The sequence below is a fragment of the Micromonospora sp. NBRC 110009 genome, assembly GCF_030518795.1.
GTDB lineage: Bacteria > Actinomycetota > Actinomycetes > Mycobacteriales > Micromonosporaceae > Micromonospora.
The window spans coordinates 1,925,691-1,944,546 of the sequence record NZ_CP130427.1 but is presented as its reverse complement, the minus strand read 5'-3'; the positions used below and the strand labels follow the sequence as shown (position 1 = coordinate 1,944,546).

Annotated in this window: 11 protein-coding genes; 6 read left to right on the top strand and 5 right to left on the bottom strand. The window is 70.6% G+C overall.

Going from position 1 to position 18,856, the window contains the following annotated elements; all coding sequences use genetic code 11:
• Positions 1-188: 188 nt before the first annotated feature.
• Positions 189-2,978, bottom strand: a complete 2,790-nt coding sequence (locus tag Q2K19_RS09270; protein ID WP_302769488.1) for an immune inhibitor A domain-containing protein — start codon at positions 2,976-2,978, stop codon at positions 189-191.
• A 599-nt stretch (positions 2,979-3,577) separates the two neighbouring features.
• Here Q2K19_RS09270 and Q2K19_RS09265 point away from each other — a divergent pair.
• Both Q2K19_RS09265 and Q2K19_RS09260 read left to right on the top strand, forming a co-directional pair.
• Entirely contained in the window at positions 3,578-8,188 is a 4,611-nt protein-coding gene (locus Q2K19_RS09265; protein ID WP_302769487.1) for a hypothetical protein, read from the top strand.
• A gap of 59 nt (positions 8,189-8,247) precedes the next feature.
• A complete protein-coding gene (locus Q2K19_RS09260; RefSeq protein ID WP_302769485.1) occupies positions 8,248-8,859 on the top strand; it encodes a FixH family protein in 612 nt (203 codons plus the stop codon).
• A 57-nt stretch (positions 8,860-8,916) separates the two neighbouring features.
• Here Q2K19_RS09260 and acs read toward each other — a convergent pair whose 3' ends face one another.
• Entirely contained in the window at positions 8,917-10,902 is a 1,986-nt protein-coding gene (gene acs, locus Q2K19_RS09255; RefSeq protein ID WP_302769484.1) for an acetate--CoA ligase, read from the bottom strand.
• A gap of 263 nt (positions 10,903-11,165) precedes the next feature.
• On the opposite strand from acs, the gene Q2K19_RS09250 reads away from it, so the two are divergent.
• Entirely contained in the window at positions 11,166-11,912 is a 747-nt protein-coding gene (locus tag Q2K19_RS09250) for a Fic family protein (RefSeq protein WP_302769483.1), read from the top strand.
• Between the two features lie 70 nt (positions 11,913-11,982).
• On the opposite strand, the gene Q2K19_RS09245 is transcribed toward Q2K19_RS09250, so the two are convergent.
• From Q2K19_RS09245 to Q2K19_RS09235, 3 genes are all read right to left on the bottom strand, one after another.
• Positions 11,983-12,789: an HAD family hydrolase gene (locus Q2K19_RS09245; RefSeq protein WP_302769482.1), complete on the bottom strand. Its 807-nt coding sequence runs from the start codon at positions 12,787-12,789 to the stop codon at positions 11,983-11,985.
• Between the two features lie 501 nt (positions 12,790-13,290).
• On the bottom strand, positions 13,291-14,472 hold the full coding sequence (locus Q2K19_RS09240) for a low temperature requirement protein A (protein ID WP_302769480.1): 1,182 nt from the start codon (positions 14,470-14,472) through the stop codon (positions 13,291-13,293).
• Positions 14,473-14,743: 271 nt separating this feature from the next.
• On the bottom strand, positions 14,744-15,571 hold the full coding sequence (locus Q2K19_RS09235) for an NADP-dependent oxidoreductase (RefSeq protein ID WP_458329368.1): 828 nt from the start codon (positions 15,569-15,571) through the stop codon (positions 14,744-14,746).
• Positions 15,572-15,893: 322 nt separating this feature from the next.
• On the opposite strand from Q2K19_RS09235, the gene Q2K19_RS09230 reads away from it, so the two are divergent.
• From Q2K19_RS09230 to Q2K19_RS09220, 3 genes are all read left to right on the top strand, one after another.
• Positions 15,894-16,124: a hypothetical protein gene (locus tag Q2K19_RS09230; RefSeq protein ID WP_302769478.1), complete on the top strand. Its 231-nt coding sequence runs from the start codon at positions 15,894-15,896 to the stop codon at positions 16,122-16,124.
• Between the two features lie 185 nt (positions 16,125-16,309).
• A complete protein-coding gene (gene ssd, locus Q2K19_RS09225) occupies positions 16,310-17,413 on the top strand; it encodes a septum site-determining protein Ssd (RefSeq protein ID WP_302769477.1) in 1,104 nt (367 codons plus the stop codon).
• Positions 17,410-18,621 (top strand): TadA family conjugal transfer-associated ATPase, encoded by a 1,212-nt coding sequence (locus Q2K19_RS09220; RefSeq protein WP_302769475.1) that lies wholly within the window; start codon positions 17,410-17,412, stop codon positions 18,619-18,621. Before ssd ends, Q2K19_RS09220 begins: the two co-directional genes overlap by 4 nt.
• Positions 18,622-18,856: the final 235 nt, after the last annotated feature.

The following is an 18,856-nucleotide window of genomic DNA, read 5'->3' as shown; positions in this document are numbered from 1 at the left end:
CGTTTTGGCTACGATCACCGTGCGTGACGGTGATTACGAGGTCCCCAAAGGGGAGCGCTGCGGTGTGCGAAAGCGTCACACCGAATTCGAAGAAAATTGCGGGGCCCGTAACAAGGACGGGGCCCGTCCGGAGCAGTCTGCTCCAGACGGGCCCCGCCGGGTGTCCGACGCGCCGTGAGGCGGTCAGGTCACGGGGTCGCCGAGGTCACGTACACGGTCGCGTACGAGTTGTTCTTGGCGGCCCCCTTGATGGTGATCGACACGCCGTACGCGACAGCGGCGTCACCCGGGTTGCCGGTGCCGAGCACGATCGCCCCGCCACCGAGGGTCGCCCCGTAGTACGCCGGAGCCGGCGTACCGTCGGGGTTCGTCACCCGAGTGGTGTACTTCGCGTTGCCCCGCGACGGGATGACGACGGAGGCGTCGCTGTCCCGGGCGAACGCGGAGCCGTTGCGGATCTCGATGCCCGGGTACCAGCCCTTGGTGTCGCTGAACGCCGACACCGGGGCCTGGGCGCCGAAGCTGGTGCAGTACTCGCTGTACGGCTCGTTCGCCGCCTCCAGGCACTCCTTGAAGGGGTAGCTGGAGCCCAGCGAGAAGGCCGCGTTGGACGACTGCGGACGGCTGGGCAGGTTGTCCAGCGTCGACGGGTCCTTGACGGCCGCCTCGCCCTGGCGGCGCAGCGGGTCGTTGTGCGAGTCGACGATCAGCAGGCCGCCCTTCGCGCCGTAGCTGGGCAGCGCGGTCAGCTGCGCGGTCGTGTGGTTGACGTTGCCCAGCTCGGTGTCCCGGTACCAGACCAGCATGCCCGGGGCGTTGTACGAGATCCGGTCGACCTTCCACGCCTCGTGCGAGTAGACCGTGTCGTACGCGTACTTCAGGCCCTTGTCGAAGCCGTCGAAGTTACGCCACTCGGCCAGGTAGTAGTGCGACTTGACCTGGGTGCCCGAGTCGGTGTGCCAGCCCGCGCCGGTGGTGTCGGTGAAGGTGCCCAGCGCCTGGGTCCAGCCGTTGGCGCCGCCCTCGACGTCGTCGCTCCAGGTGGTGGCGCCGCCGCCGGTGACCGAGAAGTCATCGGCGAACCAGCCCCGCTCCACAAACGCCTCGTCGGTGGCGTAGCGGAGCCGCAGCTGCACGGTCTGCCCGGCGTACGCCGACAGGTCGACGTAGTCGTGCCGCCAGCCGCCGGTGCTGCCGGTCAGGCCGTACTTCTTGCCGCCGTAGTCGACCATGCGGCCGTTCGGGTCGGCGTAGCCGTCGTTGGTCGTGACCAGCTTGCCGGTGGCGTCGTAGACCTTCTGCTCCGCCCAGGTGGCGCCGCCGTTGGTGGAGACCTCGAGGAAGCCGTAGTCCCAGTCCGCCTCGATGACGTAGTTGTTCCACATCCAGAACTTCGCGTCGGCGGCGTTCGGGACGGCGACCGTCCGGCTCAGCTTGACGTCGGCCCAGTTCTGGTCGGCGCCGGAGTACCACATGTTGGCGCCGCTGTGCGGCTGCGCCAGGGTGATCACCTTGTCCGGCAGATTGATCTTGATGCCGTCCCTGGTGCCGACCGGGGTGTTCGAGGTCTGGCCGAGCTGCACCGCGCGCGGGTCGTCACCGGGGTTGATGGTCAGCGGGTCGGCCCAGCCGAGCACCCACTTGTCCCAGATGCCCATGTGGGTGGGCATCGCCTGGAAGATCTCGCCGGTGTGCGAGCCCGAGGCCATCAGGTCCCAGAAGTCGACGTCCGAGTCGGCATTGCCGGAGGTGTCGTAGAGGTCCGGCAGGCCGAGGTCGTGGCCGAACTCGTGGGCGAAGACGCCAACGCCGGCGTCCTCCGGCTGCACGATGTAGTTCGCCACCTTGATCTTGGTGCCGGGGATGGTGTAGCCGCCGGTCACCGTCGACGAGTGCGCCCAGACCGAGTAGACGCCCACGTCGCCGCCGCCGCGGGACTTGCCCTGGTTGGCGTGCACCAGCACGAGGTGGTCGATCACGCCGTCGGGCTCGTTGACGTTGCCGTCACCGTCGACGTCGCCCTGGTCCTCGATGTCGTAGTCGGCCCACGGGAAGTCGGGCCGCATCTTCGCCAGCGCGTCCACCGCGTCGGTGGCCAGCCGCCCGGCGCCCTGCGGGTTGTCCGGGTGGCCGTTCATCGACTGCTCGCGGCCGGCGACCCAGTTGCCGTTCTCGTCCTTGAAGCAGCGGGAGGCCGCGTACCAGCCCTCCGAGTGCGGCACGGTGATCCACGGGCTCGCCTCGCCGTCCACCGTGTACGCGCCCTTGGACATCTCCAGGTACATGTTGTGCATCGTGCGGCCGGAGATGTCGACGCCCGGCTTGCCGTCCGGCCCGGTCAGGTCCGTGCGGACCCGCTCGGTGATGCCCTCCTTGGTGTAGAGCATCTTGTCGTAGTGCGCCGGCGAGAAGTCCGGCACCCACATGGAGTTGTTGTCCTTGTGGGGCAGGCTCGCCGGGTTCGCGATCGTGTTGTGCTTCGGGCCGTTCTGGACGGTGCCGAGAACGCAGCTCCGGTCCTCGAAAACCGTCTTCGGCACGTACACGTTGGTGAAGTCGTCGTTCGCCTTGTCGTTGAACTCCACCAGCAGGGTGAGCAGCTTGGCGGTCTGCGTGCCCTTGGCCTGCTTGATCTGCCGGGGGCTCTGCCCGGTCTTGATCGCCTTGGCCTCCAGCTTGGCCAGTTCCCGCGCGGCCACCGGGTTGCCCCCGGCGAACTTGCGGTCGTAGGCCCGCGCTGCGTCGACCGGGCTGGTGTAGATCCCGTCCTTGCCCTTGACCTCCTTGCCCGCCGTGTCCGGTTGCACCTCCGGCTCGGCGTAGTTGATGTAGAACTCGTCCGCCCCGATGCTCCGGGCTGGGCCGGACTGCTGGGCGGCCGCGCTGCCCGTCACGGTCAGCGACGTGGCGGCGAGGGCGATGGCGGGCAGCGCGACGAGTAGGCGTCGGCGTGACCCAGACTGCGGAAATGTGTTCATGCCGCTCCGTTCGTGGGGCATGGGAGGAGAGAACCGGCCGGTAGGGACGTCGAAGTGTCGTCCATCACCTGGCCCGGTGCGGCTGAACCTAGAGGACCCGCCGCTGTCACTGAGAGGGGTGACAGCGCCTCTTTGCCCGTTCGGCTTGCCGTGCCTCCACCGAACCGCCGATGCGCACCCCAAAGAAACGACGGGTGGGTGCGCCTGTCGTCGGTCCTCGTCGGACTTGCCGCCACCCATGCCGGCGGAGATCAGCGACCTGACGATTGGGCCGAGCGTCTTGGTCACGTGGTTGCGGAAATCGGCGACAAGCTGCTCGCCAGCCTCCGCAGGGGTCTCCGCCTCTGACCGTTCGGCCAGCCGGACTCCGCCGACCGAACGACGTGGTCACGGCGCGGGGTCCCCTTTCGCAACTTGCGGCGGAAAGTTGCCCGGCGGCGACCGAAAGCCACAACGATATTGACAAATCTACGCTTCATTGCCGAGTATCTATGTATCTTCGCAGCGGGCCACGGGGGTTCTGCCGCTCGATAGTTCACGCCGTCCTGCACTAGGTGTCGAGGGCGCGACCTCCCGTGGCTCAACAACAGGGAGGCCGAGTGGTCGCAACACCTGCCGATGTCACACCCCTACTAGTCGTCCTGGCGTTCGCCGCGTTCGTCCTGATGGGCGCACGCCGCCGCGCCACCTGGCCCGTCCGGCTCGCCCTCACCGTAGGCGCGGGTCTCTGGATGGCCCTCGCCGGAGGTGCCGTGTGGATGGTCAGCCAGGCCACTGCCGCCTCACTGCCACCGCCTGCGGGCACCCCGGTCAGCCCGTGCGTCGCCGGGGCCCCGACGAAGACGTTCAACGTCTCGCTGATCAACCTGCCGATCTTCCTCAACCGGTACGGGGACGTGGTCCCCGAGGGCAGGATGTACATCCTCGACTCGAACATCGCCACGGTCCGGTCGAACTTCAAGTACGCCGCGGACCCCTCCAAGGCGAACATCGACGACCTGATCGAGCCGCTCACCCTGCGGGTCAACAAGGGTGACTGCGTCACGGTCAACTTCACCAACCGGTTGAACGAGGCGGCGCCGGCCCTGGACCGTACGGTCCGGGACTCGGCGATCTACACGCTGCCCGGCGAGATCAAGAAGGCGGCGGGGTCGAGCACCCTAGGCGCCCGCGAGTTCGCGCCGGCGCTCTCCGCCCCGAAGATCGACTTCGACCCGGCCAACGCGCCGAACGCCTCGATGCACTTCGACGGTCTGGACTATGACGTCAAGACCGCCGACGGCACGGTGGTGGGCGACAACCCCGACTCCACGGCCGCGCCGGGCGCCTCGATCACCTACCTGCTGCACGCCCAGGCCGAGGGCGAGTACCAGTTCAAGGACGGCGCGGACTTCAGCTCCCGGCAGACCCAGCCGAAGGACTCCACCGGCAAGGTGAAGTTCATCGGCTCGCACGGGTTCGGGGCGTTCGGCGCGATCGTCGTGGAGGCGAGCGACGCGACCTGGGTCGACTCGCACACCGGCGGGCCCCTGGCCTCCGGCACCCGGGCGATCATCAAGCGGCCGAACAACAAGGACTTCCGCGAGAACGTGCTCTTCATGCACGACGAGGTGGAGGCCGAGCCGGGCATCCTGACCCGCTTCTGCCGCGGCGGCTCGGAGGACAAGACGGGCTCCGAGTGTGTCGCACCGACCTCGGCGCAGACTGCGGTCCTGACCAAGGACACGCTGCCGGGACTGGGCGGCGGCGACGCGGACGCCATCGTCCAGTACCACGAGGAGGTGCCGGTCAAGCTCGAGTGGTTCGCCTTCAACTACCGGGCTGAGCCGACCTTCAATCGGGAGGAGATCGGCTGCCCCGCCGCCACCGCGGCCGGGCAGGGTTACACGGCCAACGAGTGCATCGGTGAGGAGACCTCGCTGTCGTCGTGGATCTACGGCGACCCGGGCGGCGGCGACCTGGTCTTTCCGAACTACCGGGGCGAGCCGGCCCAGGTGCGACTGCTGCACCCGGCCGAGTTCGAGACGCACACCTTCCACTGGCACGTCAACCGGTGGGCGTACGACCCGCAGAACGAGGGCGGGGTGGACGGGCTGAGCAGCCCGAACCACGTCACCGGCAAGACCAACATCCTGGACGTGCAGTCCGTCTCCCCGGGCACCAGCTATGACCTGGTGGTCCAGGGCGGCGCCGGCTCGTCGCACCAGGACAAGAAAGCGACCTTCGGCGACATCATCTTCCACTGCCACCTCTACCCGCACTTCGCCAACGGCATGTGGGGGTTGAACCGCACCCTCGACAAGCTCGAGGACGGCACCCGGAAGAACCCGGACGGCACGCCGATCCCGCGGTTGGAGCCGTTGGCCGACTTCGACTACGACACCTCGGTCTCCGGGGTGAACCCGCCACCGACGCCGGACGCCACCAAGACCCCGGGCTTCCCGCACTTCATCCCGGGTGTCTTCGGCTACAAGGCGCCGAAGCCGCCGCTCGGCGTCTCGGCCCGCGCCACCAACGGCGTCTTCCCGCCCACCACGAAGGAGAAGGCCGCAGCCGACGCCGGCGCCCAGGTGCCGGGCGGCTTCTTCCAGAACCCCTGCCCCACCGGGCGGCCGGTGAAGACGTTCAACATCTCCGCCATCCAACTGAGTCAGACGTACAACCCGAAAGCCAAGTGGCGAAATCCGCAGTCCCGCGTCTACGTGCTCGACTCGGAGCGGGACGCGGTGCTGGCCGGCAAGAAACCGGAACCGTTCTCACCCCTGCTCAACGTGGGTGACTGCGTGGTCTACAACCTGACCAACCGACTACCCATGACGTACGGCGGGACGGCCTTCGACCGGCTCCAGACCACCAACGAGGTCGGCCTCCACCAGCACATGGTCCAGTTCGACGTGCTCTCGTCCGACGGCGCCGCCAACGGCTGGAACTACGACCAGGGCGCGGACGGCGCGGCCAACGGTGTCGGGCAGACCATCACCTACCGCGACTTCGTGCACGAGAACACGTCCACGAACTCGTTCCACGACCACTTCTACGCCAACGTCCACCAGGACGCCGGGCTGTTCGGCGGCGGCACGATCCACGACGCCGGCTGCACCTTCAAGGATCCGAAGACGGACGCGGTGGTCACCGTCGGCACCCTGGTCTCGGTGATCTGCAACTCCACCACCGACTACAACGGCAAGGTCACCGACGGGTACGACTACCGCAACGTGTCCCTCTTCATTGAGGACCACGTGCCGATGTACAAGGACCCGGACCCGAACACCACCAACGACGACCAGTTCGTCACCTCGTACGGGGTGCCGATCCAGCCGGCCAAGTTCCCGTCCAGCAACGACGACCAGGGCGTCATGGGAATCAACTACCGGTTGGAGCCGTTCGAGGCACGCCGGGACAAGGACCCGTCACAGGTGTTCGCCTCCCCGGACCCGTACACCGAGGAGTTCCCCGCTGATCCGTTCACACCCATGCCGATGGCGTTCGTCGGCGACCGGATCAAGTGGCGGATATTCCAGCTGTCCCAGGAGGAGTCGCACGGCCTCAACCTGGACGCCAGGTGGCGCAACGAGCCCAAGGACCCGAACTCCAACATCGTCTCCGCACAGCACATCGGCATTCTCGAGTACTTCGAGATGCAGGTGAAGTCACAGCGTGAGGGAACCAAGGGCGGCAGCCCGATCGACCGGGACGAGCTCTACTTCCTCGGCGGCTCGGACGACATGTTCCTCGGCGGTTGGGGCCAACTACGGGTCATGCGGTGCCAGTACTGGGGCGCGTCGCTGCAGCCTGGACCGGACGGCACAATACCGCCGCCGGAATCGCTGCTCTATCCGTTGCCGGACAACACCGCCAACGCCCCGAACTGCATCGGTGAGAAGCCGGTGGCGGGCACCCCACCCCCCGGATTGCCCTGCGACACCGGCGCACCCGTGAAGGCGTTCAACGTGGTGGCCATCAACCGGGACATCACCTACAACAAGGCAGGCGACCACGACCCGAACGGCCTCCAGTACGCGCTGGAGTCCGACTGGACGAACAACACGGTCAAGAACGAGCCGCTGGTCATCCGGGCGAACGTCGGTGACTGCGTCGAGGTCACGCTCAAGAACAGGGTCGACCCGGCCAAGATGGTGCCGAGCTGCTTCGAGGGCGTGGAGCCGGGGCAGCTGGGCTACCGGACCAGCACCCTCAGCTACCCGGGCTGCCTCGACCAGCCGCCCAAGGACGAGGTCAACGTGCCCGGGTTCCTGCCGCTGCCGGTCAGCAACCGGGTGTCCATGCGACCGCAGCTGACCAACCATTGGAGCGTGTCCTCCGGGGTCAACGTCGGCTCCACGAAGGGTTACGACCGCACGGTCGGTCCGGGCGAGCAGATCACCTACCGGTGGGCCACGCCGGTCGCCGGGATGGCGATGCTGCGCGACATGGCCGACCCGATGCACCACGCCTCGCACGGCCTGTACGGGGCGCTGGTCATCGAGCCGGCCGGCAGCACCTACCTCCACCCGACCACGGGCGCCCCGCTGGCCAGCGGGGTCAGCGCGGTGATCTCCAACCCGAACGTGCCGGACTACCGAGAGAACATCGTGCTGATGAACAGCGACCTGGCGCTGTTCCGCAAGGACACCAACGGCAACGTCGCCGACGACCAGCCGGTGCCCGACAACTTCGACCTCAGTCTGACGCCGAGCATGGTGGCCGACGACGCCGAGGATCAGGGCGAGTTCTCCGTCAACTACAACAACGAGCCCTGGGCGCACCGGTACGCCAACGACCAGAACATCACCAACATCTTCAGCTCGTACGTGCACGGGGATCCGTCGACCCCGACGTTCCAGGCGTACGGCGGGGACAAGACGGTGTTCCACGTCGGCCAGGCGGTCGGTGACCCGCGGTCGACCAGCTTCGCCCTGCACGACCACCTCTGGCGGCGTGGCCCGAACGACTCCGAGTCGCAGCTCGCGGCGACGCAGGGCCAGTTCAACCCGGGTGTGTCGTACCAGATCGTGCTGGACCCGGCGGCCAACGGCGGCGCCGGTGGGCGACGGGGCGCGGCGGGTGACTACCTGTACCGCTCCGGCACCCTGGCCCGGCACCTGACCGGTGGCCAGTGGGGCATCTTCCGGGTCTACGGGGCGGGCCGCACCGGCCTGATCTCCCTCCCGGACCGTCCGGTGGCGGGCAGCGGTCCCGCCAGTTCGTGAACGAATGACAGCTGGGAGTTGAACGTGTCGTCTCAGAGGCGGACGGAGGTGCGGGGATCGTGACCGCGCTGAAGGAGAAGCTGCGGCTCTCCGACGAGATGCTGGGTCGTCCGGCGCCCGCGGGCAAGCCGGTCCGGGCGGGGAAATCGGCCCGTCCCGGGCGCCGGCCGCGGCGGCGGGGACCGAACCGGTTCCGGCAGGGCCTGCTGCTGGGCATCTGCATCGGAATGACGGCAGCCCTGCTGGTCGGGGTGGTCGGCTTCCTGGTCACCGAGCGACGGGGAGTCGCGCCGGCCGCGGCGGAGAACGCCTCGGCGGAACGGCACGGGCAGGGCGACCAGCGCAAGGAACCGCAGGCCGCGATCTCGATCGACAGTGAGCACCTGGGCGACCTCCAGGTGCGGATCGAGGCGAAGGTCAGCGCGCCGGGCAGCTACAACCCGATCACCAAGGGACAGGTCGTGGCGTACACCGACATGGTCGCCATGCCGATGGCGCACAAGTCGGGTCCGATCGTGATGGCCGAGGTGTCCGGGCAGCCGGGCGTCTACCAGGCCCTCTCGAACGTGCCGATGGCGGGCGAGTACAACGTCATCGTCGAGGTGAAGCAGCCGATGGCCGCCACCGCGAACCAGCGGCTGGAGGTCGGCACGGTGCAGCCGAAGAAGTAACGGTGACAAGGCGATGGGCGGGCCCGGCCGGGCCCGCCCATCGTCGTGCGTACGCGATCAGTCCTCCGCCTTGCCGCCCTGCATGCCGGTGGAGATCAGGTCCATCACCGAGGAGTCCTGGAGCGTGGTCACATCGCCGAGCGAGCGGTGCTCCGCGACGTCCCGCAGCAGCCGGCGCATGATCTTGCCGGAGCGGGTCTTCGGCAGCTCGGGCACCAGCATGATCTGCCGCGGCTTGGCGATCGGGCCGAGCGTCTTCGCCACGTGGTTGCGCAGCTCGGCGATGAGCTGCTCGCCCGCCTCGCCCGAGGTCTCCGCGTTGCCCCGCGGGATGGCGAACGCCACGATCGCCTGGCCGGTGGTCGGGTCGGTCGCGCCGACCACCGCCGCCTCGGCCACCGACGGGTGGCTGACCAGCGCCGACTCCACCTCGGTGGTGGAGATGTTGTGCCCGGACACGAGCATCACGTCGTCGACCCGGCCGAGCAGCCAGATGTGCCCGTCGTCGTCCTTCTTGGCACCGTCACCGGCGAAATAGACCCAGTCGCCGCTGCCGCTGGCACCCGCGCCGAAGCGGGACCAGTAGGTCTCGATGAAGCGGTTGTCGTCGCCCCAGATGGTGCGCAGCATCGACGGCCACGGCTCCTTGAGCACCAGGTAGCCGCCGCCGCCGTTCGGCACCGACTGGCCCTGGTCGTCGACCACGTCGGCGACGATGCCCGGCAGCGCGGTCATCGCCGAGCCCGGCTTGGCCTCGGTGACGCCCGGCAGCGGGGAGATCATGATGGCGCCGGTCTCGGTCTGCCACCAGGTGTCGACGACCGGCAGCTCACCCCGGCCGACGTGCTGGCGGTACCAGATCCACGCCTCCGGGTTGATCGGCTCGCCGACGCTGCCGAGCAGCCGCAGCGACGACAGGTCGTAGCCGGCCGGGATGTCCTCGCCCCACTTCATCATGGTGCGGATCAGGGTCGGCGCGGTGTACAGGATGGTGACCTGGTACTTGTCGACGATCTCCCAGAACCGGCCCTTGTGCGGGGTGTCCGGGGTGCCCTCGTACATGACCTGGGTGGCGCCGTTGGAGAGCGGGCCGTACACGATGTAGGAGTGCCCGGTGACCCAGCCGATGTCGGCGGTGCACCAGTAGACGTCGGTCTCCGGCTTCAGGTCGAAGACCGCGTGCGTGGTGTACGACGTCTGGGTCAGGTAGCCGCCGGTGGTGTGCAGGATGCCCTTCGGCCGGGCCGTGGTGCCGCTGGTGTAGAGGATGAACAACGGGTGCTCGGCGTCGAACGCCTGGGCGGTGTGCTCCGGCGAGGCGGTCTCCACCGTCTCGTGCCACCAGTGGTCCTTCGCCGACCAGGCGACCTCCTCGCCGGTCCGGCGGACCACCAGCACGTGCTCCACCGACGGGCACTTCGCCACCGCCTCGTCGACGGTCGGCTTGAGCGCCGACGGCTTGCCCCGGCGGAAGCCGCCGTCCGCGGTGATCACCACCTTGGCGGTGGCGTCCTGGATCCGGTTGGTCAGCGCGTCCGCGGAGAAGCCGCCGAACACCACGCTGTGCGTGGCGCCGATCCGGGCGCAGGCCAGCATCGCCACCGCCGCCTCGGGGATCATCGGCAGGTAGATCGCCACCCGGTCACCGGCCACCACGCCCAGGTCGGTCAGCGCGTTCGCCGCCTGGCAGGTGAGCTTGTGCAGGTCGGCGTAGGTGAGGGTGCGGGTGTCCCCGGGCTCGCCCTCCCAGTGGATCGCCACCTTGTCGCCCCGGCCGGCCTCGACGTGCCGGTCCAGGCAGTTGTACGCCACGTTGAGCTGTCCGCCCACGAACCACTTCGCGAACGGCGCGTTCGACCAGTCGAGCACCTGGTCCCACTGCCGGCCCCAGCTCAGCCGGCCCGCCTGGCGCTCCCAGAAGGCCAGCCGGTCCTCGGCCGCCTCGGCGTAGGCGTCGGCCTTGACGTTGGCGTTCGCGGCGAGCTCGGCCGGCGGCGGGAACTGGCGCGTCTCGTTCAGCAAGTTGGCCAATGCCTCGCTCATGCGGTACTCCTTCGTCGCGTGACCTGCGTCTCGTACGCCGCTGAGGTTAGTCGCGCGGCCGGCCCCCCGCGACAGCCTGGTCCGACCCGGCGCGCCCAGCGGCCCCCGACACGCGCCGAGTTGTAAGGAAGGGCCCCCGGTTAACGGCTGCGGTAGAGAAGGGTTCCCTTCTCAACGCTGAGCCGCGCGGCGGCGGGTGGTGGGGGTCGCGTTCTGGGGTGGCTGGGGGTCGGGGGCGGGGGCGGGTCGCTAGCGTGGCGAGGGTGACCACCGATCCGCTCGCCCCGCTGCTCGCGCTCGCCGACATCGCGCCCGCCGTCGAGCGGGCCCGCGACCGGGTCGACCAGGCCCACCGGCACCGCGCGCTGCGCCGCCACGGCGGGCAGGTGGCCGCCGAGGTCAGCCTCCGCTCGGCCGTGGCCAGCGCCGCCCTCGAGGGCCGGGTGCACGAGCGCGAGGAGGTGCGCGCCGGCACGGTCACCGATCCGGTGCTCCAGGGGGCGCTGCGGGTGGCCGGGGCGCTGCCCGGGCTGAGCGACCTCTGGACCAAGGCCCCCCGGCAGGTCCTCGCCCGGCTGCACGTGCTCGCCGCCCGGGAGGTCGTGGCCGAGGCGGAGCTGGGCCGGCCGGTGGCCGACCCGGTGGTGGCGGCCCGCCTCGACGGGCTGGCCGGGCTGGTCGCCGGCGGCACCTCGGTGCCGCCGCTGGTACTGGCCGCCGTGGTGCACGGCGAGCTGCTGAACCTGCGCCCGTTCGCCGGCCCCTCCGGGGTGGTGGCCCGGGCCGCCGCCCGGCTGGTGCTGATCTCCACCGGCTTCGACCCGCGCGGGCTGGTCGCCGTGGACGTCGGCCACCGCGAGCGGGAGCCGGAGTACGTCGGCGCGGCCGGCGCCTTCGCCACCGGCACCCCCGACGGGCTGCGCTCCTGGCTGCGGCACTACATGAGCGCGGTCGAGGTCGGCGCCGACCAGATCACCCTGATCGGCGACGAGGTCCTCGCCGCCTCCTGACCCTGCCCTCTCCTGGCACCCCGCCGTGCTGCTTCCAGCCGGCTGGTCGGGTGAGGTCGCGGGCGTGCGGTCAGGCGGTGGGGGTGGCGGCGCGGGTGCGGCGGTGCCGGCCGTACCAGGCGATGCCGATGGCGACCCCGACGCCGACCCCGAGGGCCGCGGCGGCGACCGGCACGGCGGGGCGCTCGCGCAGCCGCCGGCCCAGCGGGATCGGGTGCCGGAACTCCAGCACCGGCCAGGCGTTCTCCACCGCCAGCTTGCGCAGCGCCCGGTCCGGGTTGACCACGGTCGGGTGGCCCACGCACTCCAGCAGCGGCCGGTCGCTGTACGAGTCGGAGTAGGCGTACGAGTCGGTCAGGTCGTACCCGCGCGCGATGGCCAGCTCGCCGACAGCGTCGACCTTGCTCGGGCCGGCCGCGTAGAACTCGACCTCGCCGCTGTAGCGGCCGTCCTCGACCGCCATCCGGGTGGCGATCACGTCGGTCACCCCCAGCAGCTCGCCGATCGGCCGGACCATCTCCTCGCCGGAGGCGGAGACCAGCACCACGTCCCGACCGGCGGCCTGGTGCTCCTCGATCAGGGCGGCGGCCTCGGCGTACACGTAGGGGTTGATCAGCTCGTGCAGCGTCTCCGCGACGATCTGGCGGACCTGGTCCACCTGCCAGCCCTTGCAGAGCGTGGCGAGATAGTCCCGGGTTCGGGCCATGGTCTGCTCGTCGGTGCCGCCCAGCCGGAACATCAGCTGCGCGTACGCCGACTTGACCACGTCACGCCGGGTGATCAGCCCGTCCCGGTAGAACGGCCGACCGAACGCCAGGGCGCTCGACTTGGCGATGACAGTCTTGTCCAGATCGAAGAAAGCGGCACTTCGGCCCACGGCGCGAAAGTCTAGCCGGACGGGCCGCTCGCGGCGGCTGCCCGGGGCACCCCGAACGGAGAGTGACGACCCCGTTTCACCTCGCGTGACGGCCGTCACACTGTGCGAACACAAATTAGCGGTGGGTGGAGCGAAACACCACTCGACGTAGCCGGGTGCGCTGCGGCATGCTTGTCCGCGACGGGAGTTCACCCTCCCGTCGCCCCGAGAAGCCCTCGGCGGTTGCACCCCCCGTGACCGCTGAGTGGGTTCGGCTCGACCCCCCCGGAGCCGAACCTCCGACGACCCCCGTCTCCCCCCGACGGGGGTCGTCCCTTTCTGAGGCGAGTGCTCCGATGCAGGTCACAGGCCATCCTCGTCCTCGTCGAGGGCGCTTTCCGAGGGCGATTCCCCGACCAGAGGCAGCACAGAGGCAGCAGAACCGTCAAAGGCAGCCAGGACTCGCACGGCATGGTCGTCAGGGGTGCGCGGGTAACGATTGAGCGTTGTTGACACTTCCGGCTAGCCGGGCGGTGACGGCGGCTCGGGCGGGCGTCCGCGGGCGCGGGCTGCGTCGGATATGGCGATCCCGGTCAGGACGAGGGCAGCAGCGGCGGCGACCACGACAGGCGGCAGGGGGAGCATCGCCGGCGTCAGGGCGGCCAGCGCAAGGACGCCGATCGGTCGGGACCGGGACACGCGGCCGAACACCGCGTGCTCGAAGCGGGCGCGCCCGGCCAGGTACAGCGCGGGTCCGCCGAGGATGACGGCGATCCAGGCGGGTGGGGTGTGCCCGAGTGGATGGGCGATGACAAGTTCGTCGCCGACGGCTACGGCGACCACACCGGCCACCATGGCCAGGTGGGCGTATGACGCCGATCGGGCGAGGCGGACCGGGTCGGCAGACACGGCAATCGCTTCCGCCAGGACTTGCCCAGCGCGGTATATGTAGATCCGCCACAGCAGCACGGTGGTCGCGATCGACACTGCGAACGCGGCGGCCCCGTCCGGCGTAAAGCCGCTGCTGCTCAGCGCCAGTCCGGTAACCAGGATCAACTCGCCGAGCGCGATGATGAAGAACTGCCGGTAGCGCTCGGACAGGTGCTCGCCCGAGATCACAAGGTCTTCGCCGGGCGTACGGCCCGCCCCCGGGGTGGGGAAGCCGATTCTGCCTGCCGTGTGGTCAAGGACCACGGCGAGTGCCCACAACGTGCCACGCGCCGTACCGTGCACGAGCGCCCCCGCGATCCACGGCAGCGCCGACAGCCCGTACCAGAACAGCCCGCGCACGCCGTGGCGCTGCAGTTCGTGGCCACGCAGAACGGCCACGAGGAGGAGCCCGCGGCCGAGCTGGATGGCGACGTAGGCGCCCGCGAAGATCAGGCCCGTCTCGCCGAATGCCTGGGGCACCGCGGCCGCCATCACCAGGCTGCCGACCAAAGTCGCGGTGACCAGCGCCTGGATTACCGCTCGTTGCGGGTCCGTCCGGTCGGTTAGCCACGCGGTGCTGGACCAGACCCACCACATGGCCCCCAACAGCACCAGCGTCCGGAAGGCACCGCTCCACTCGAGATCCTCGGCCAGGCCGCGCGAGAGCTGAGCGAGCGCGACGACGAACACCAGGTCGAAGAAGAGTTCCAGGAACGTAGCCCGCTGTGGATCACCGGCTTTCCGCACCAGCTCGGCCGTCCTGCCCGTCGTCATCGGCTCGCCCGTTCTGCCAGCTCTGCTCCAGCTTTGGGGCATTCTGCCATGCGGCGGCGGCGGTGACCGCGGACGTGCTGCCGTGGACTGGATCGAGCGACCCGCGTTACACGGACGGGCGGCGGTCGAGGCCGGTGAGTTCCTTCCATCCGTCGCCGCTGGATCGGATTGGCTCGTCGACCTTGGCCAAGCGCCGGGCCGGTGCTACAGAGGGCGGAGTGTCACCCAGGTAGCGGATCGCAGGTGCCCACAGCGGCACCGACGGCAGTGACTAGTCAGCGACGTGGATGATGATCTTGCCGCGGCGTTTGGCCGTCTCGAGCGCTTCATAACCTGAGCGCGTCTCAGTGAGGGGCAGAACACGGTCCAGCACCGGCCTCAACCGGCCGTTATCGACGAACTCGGCGATAGAACGCAACGCGTTCCGGTCGGGCTCGACGATGAAGTACACCCCACGAACGCCATGCCGGGCTGCTTCCTGCTGGTCGGGTGGGGTGACGAGGGTGACCAGGACACCGCCCGGTTTCAGGACTGACCAGGACCGCGACTGCGTGGCTCCTCCGACAAGATCAACGACCACTTCCACGTCGCGGACGTGGTCCTCGAAGCGGTCGTGCGCATAGTCGATAACTTGCTCGGCACCCAGACCCTTGACGAATTCCAGGTCGGCCGCCGCCGCCGTGGCGCTCACGCGAGCACCGAGGCCGGCTGCGAGCTGCACCACGTAGCTGCCCACGCCGCCGGCGCCGCCCTGCACCAGCACGTGCTGACCGGGCTGCAGGTCGGCGTGGTCCACCAGTGCCTGCCAGGCACTCAACGCAGCCAGTGGGAGCGCCGCGGCGTGGTCGTGGTCAACGGTGGCGGGTTTGGCCGCCAGGGCGGCCGCGGGCACGGCGACGTACTCGGCGGCCGCGCCATCGCGGGTGAAAGGGATCAAGCCGTAGACGGCCTCCCCCTCGGCGGGGCTCTCCACCCCCGTCCCGGACGCCGCGACGACTCCGGAGAACTCATGCGACGGGATGATTGGAGTGCGCTCAGGTCCTGACCCGTCCGAGCTGTACGTCCAAGTCTGCGGCCAGGTGAGCTCAGTGGGTGTCATGGAAGCAGCCTTCACGGCCACCAACACCTCACCAGGCCCTGGCTCAGGCCGCGGCGCCGCCTCGTACACGAGCTGCTCCGGCCCGCCTCTGGTATGAGCTCTCACGGCGTGCATCGTGCTCATCCGACTGCTGCTCCCTCCCGACCGCATTTCGATCAGCCCGCCGGCCGCCCCTGGGGATAAGCCGCAGGCCAACTCCCGCATTATCTGGCGGTTCGGCAGCGCGCTTGTCGGACTTCCGTAACCCTTGCCCCTTCCGCGCGAAAGGCCCCACGACTGGTTCCATCAGCGACCACGTGCCTCCGCTCGCAGCAGCAGGGACATGACGGTGTGGGTCGATCCGGAAGAGCCCGAGCGGTTCGTGGCCGAGAACCGGCACGCCGATGGCTTGCTGTCTCTCCTGATGTCCTGGGCAACCATCCCAGCGGGTGTGATGTTCGTGGTCCTGGGCTGCGCAGGCCTCGGCATCGTCCTTCATGTCAAGTGGAGTGAGAAGGCCAGGGCCAATCAGCCCAGCCAGAGCCGCCATGGCCGAGGTGGCCGACGCCGGTAGCAGGGCCGGTTCCGGCGCGAGGCAGCGGCGTCAGTGAACATCGTCGGCGGCCCATAACAGATCCACTCGCTCTCCAGGGGCCGTCCACAGCCGCGCATCTTGTCCACAGGACGGGTCACTGCGGCGGTGCGGCGCCGCCCTTCCCGCCAGGCTTCCCCCAGCACCCGAGACCGCTGGAGGACGCCATGCCGCCCCGTACGCCGCTCCCGCCGCACCGTCGTCTTCCCCTGCTCGTCACCGCCGACGGCGAGCTTCTCGACGAACTGCTCCGGCTCGCCGCGGCCGGTGGCACGGAGGTCGAGCTGGCCGCCGACCCGGCCGCCGCCCGGGCCCGCTGGACACCGGCCCCGCTGGTGCTCGTCGGCGCCGACCAGGCGCAGGCCTGCCTGCGGTCCCGGCTGCCACGGCGGCCCCGGACGGTGCTGGTCGGCCGCACCGGCCACCTCGACCCGGGTACGGAGATCGCCGAACTCATCGGCGCCGAGCACGTGGCGACCCTGCCCGCGGCCGAGCCGTGGCTGGTCGACCGGTTCGCCGAGTGCGCGGCCGACCCGTCCGTCGGCCGGGCCGCGCGCATCGTGGCGGTGCTCGGCGGCCGGGGCGGCGCGGGTGCCAGCGTGCTGGCCGGTGGCCTGGCCGTCACCGCGGCCCGGGCCCGCAGGCGCACCCTCCTGGTGGACGCCGACCCGCTCGGCGGTGGCCTCGACCTGGTGCTCGGCTGGGAGCAGCTGGAAGGGCTGCGGTGGCCCGGGCTCACCGGCACGGACGGCCGGGTCGATCCGCCGTCGCTCGTCCGCGCCCTGCCCAGCCGGGGTGACCTCGTCGTGCTCTCCTGGGACCGGGGCGACCGGCTGCCGCTGCCGGCCGAGGCCATGGCCGCCACCATCGACGCCGCCCGTCGGGGCCGGGACGTCGTGGTGCTCGACCTGCCCCGCCACCTGGACGACGCGGCCGTCGTGGCGTTGCAGGCGGCCGACCGCGCCCTGGTGGTCGTACCGGCCGAGCTGCGGGCCACCGCCGCTGCGGCCCGGGTGGTCGCCGAGGCCGGCCCGCACTGCGCAGACCTGTCGGTGATCGTGCGAGGCCCCGCCCCCGGCCGGCTCAAGGCCGCCGAGGTGGCCCGGGCGCTCGGCCTGCCGCTCGCCGGCACGCTCCGCCCCGAGCCGGGGCTCTGCCGAGGGCTGGAACGCGGCGAGGCGCCGGCGGCCGCCGGTAAGGGACCGCTCGCCGCCCTCTGCCAGCGGATCCTCGCCGAGCTGACCGGCGAGCCGGCGATGGGCGCGGCATGACCGGCCCGACCGACTCCGGGGAGCTGGCGGCCCGCGTCCGGCACCGGTTCGCCGCCGCGGCCACCCCGGTCACCCCCGCCGCCATCGTCTCGGCCGTACGCGCGGAGTCCGGGGCCGCCGTGCTCGGGGACACCGCCCTGCTGCGCATCGCCGACCGGGTGCACGACGACCTCGTCGGCGCCGGGCCGCTCGCCCCGCTGCTGGCCGACCCGCAGGTCACCGACGTCCTGGTGAACGGCACCCGGGTGTGGGTCGACCGGGGACGAGGGCTGCACCAGGTGGCCGTGCCGCTCGGCACAGTGGAAGACGTACGCCGGCTCGCGCAGCGGCTCATCGCGGCCGCCGGGCGGCGGCTCGACGACGGCTCCCCGTACGCCGACGCCCGCCTGCCCGACGGCACCCGGCTGCACGCCGTGCTGCCCCCGGTGGCGACCGACGGGCCGTACCTGTCGCTGCGCACCTTCCGGCAGCGGCCGTTCACCCTCGACGAGCTGGTCGACCAGGGCACCGTGCCGCGCCCGGTGGCGTCGGTGCTTGCCGCCGTGGTGGCCGCCCGGCTGGCCTACCTGGTCACCGGCGGCACCGGTTCCGGCAAGACGACCCTGCTCAACACGCTGCTGGGGCTGGTTCCGGCCACCGAGCGGATCGTGCTCGTGGAGGACGCCGCCGAGTTGCGTCCCGTTCACCCGCACGTGATCGGGCTCCAGGCACGGACGTCGAACGTGGAGGGCGCCGGAGCGGTCGGCCTGAGCGACCTGGTCCGGCAGGCGCTGCGGATGCGACCCGACCGGCTGGTGGTGGGCGAGTGCCGGGGAGCGGAGGTGGTCGACCTGCTCGCGGCGTTGAACACCGGTCACGACGGCGGCGCCGGGACGCTGCACGCCAACACCCCGGCGGACGTACCGGCCCGGCTCGAGGCGCTCGGGTTGCTCGGCGGCCTGCCCCGGGCCGCCCTGCACGCGCAGGTCACCGCCGCCCTCCAGGTGCTCCTCCAGGTGCGCCGGACGAGCGAAGGGCGGGTGCTGGAGTCGATCAGCCTGCTGCTGCCGGAGGGGCCCGACCGCCTGGCCACCGTGGTCCCCGCCTGGCTACGCGGACGCGGCCTCGGCCTCGCCGCCCGGCCTCTCGGTGCGTTGCTGCGCGAGCGCGACGTCGCCGTGCCACCCATCCTCTGCGCGGCCTGGCCGGGCTCGGCGGGTCCGGCGTGACCGGGACAGCCTGGCTGGTGACCGTGCTCCTGGCCAGCGCCGCGACGGTGGTGGCCTGGCCGGTACGCGCGGTCCGGACCCGTCGGCGGGCCGTCCTCGGCCCGCCACCCGGCTCCGCTGCGGGGCGGCATTCGGCGCTGCGCCGCACGGGTCTGCGGGCCGGATGCCGGGCAACATTCGCCCTCCGGGGCTCGCGAGGTCGCTCGGCCTCCACCACGGACCGCCCGTTCCCGGG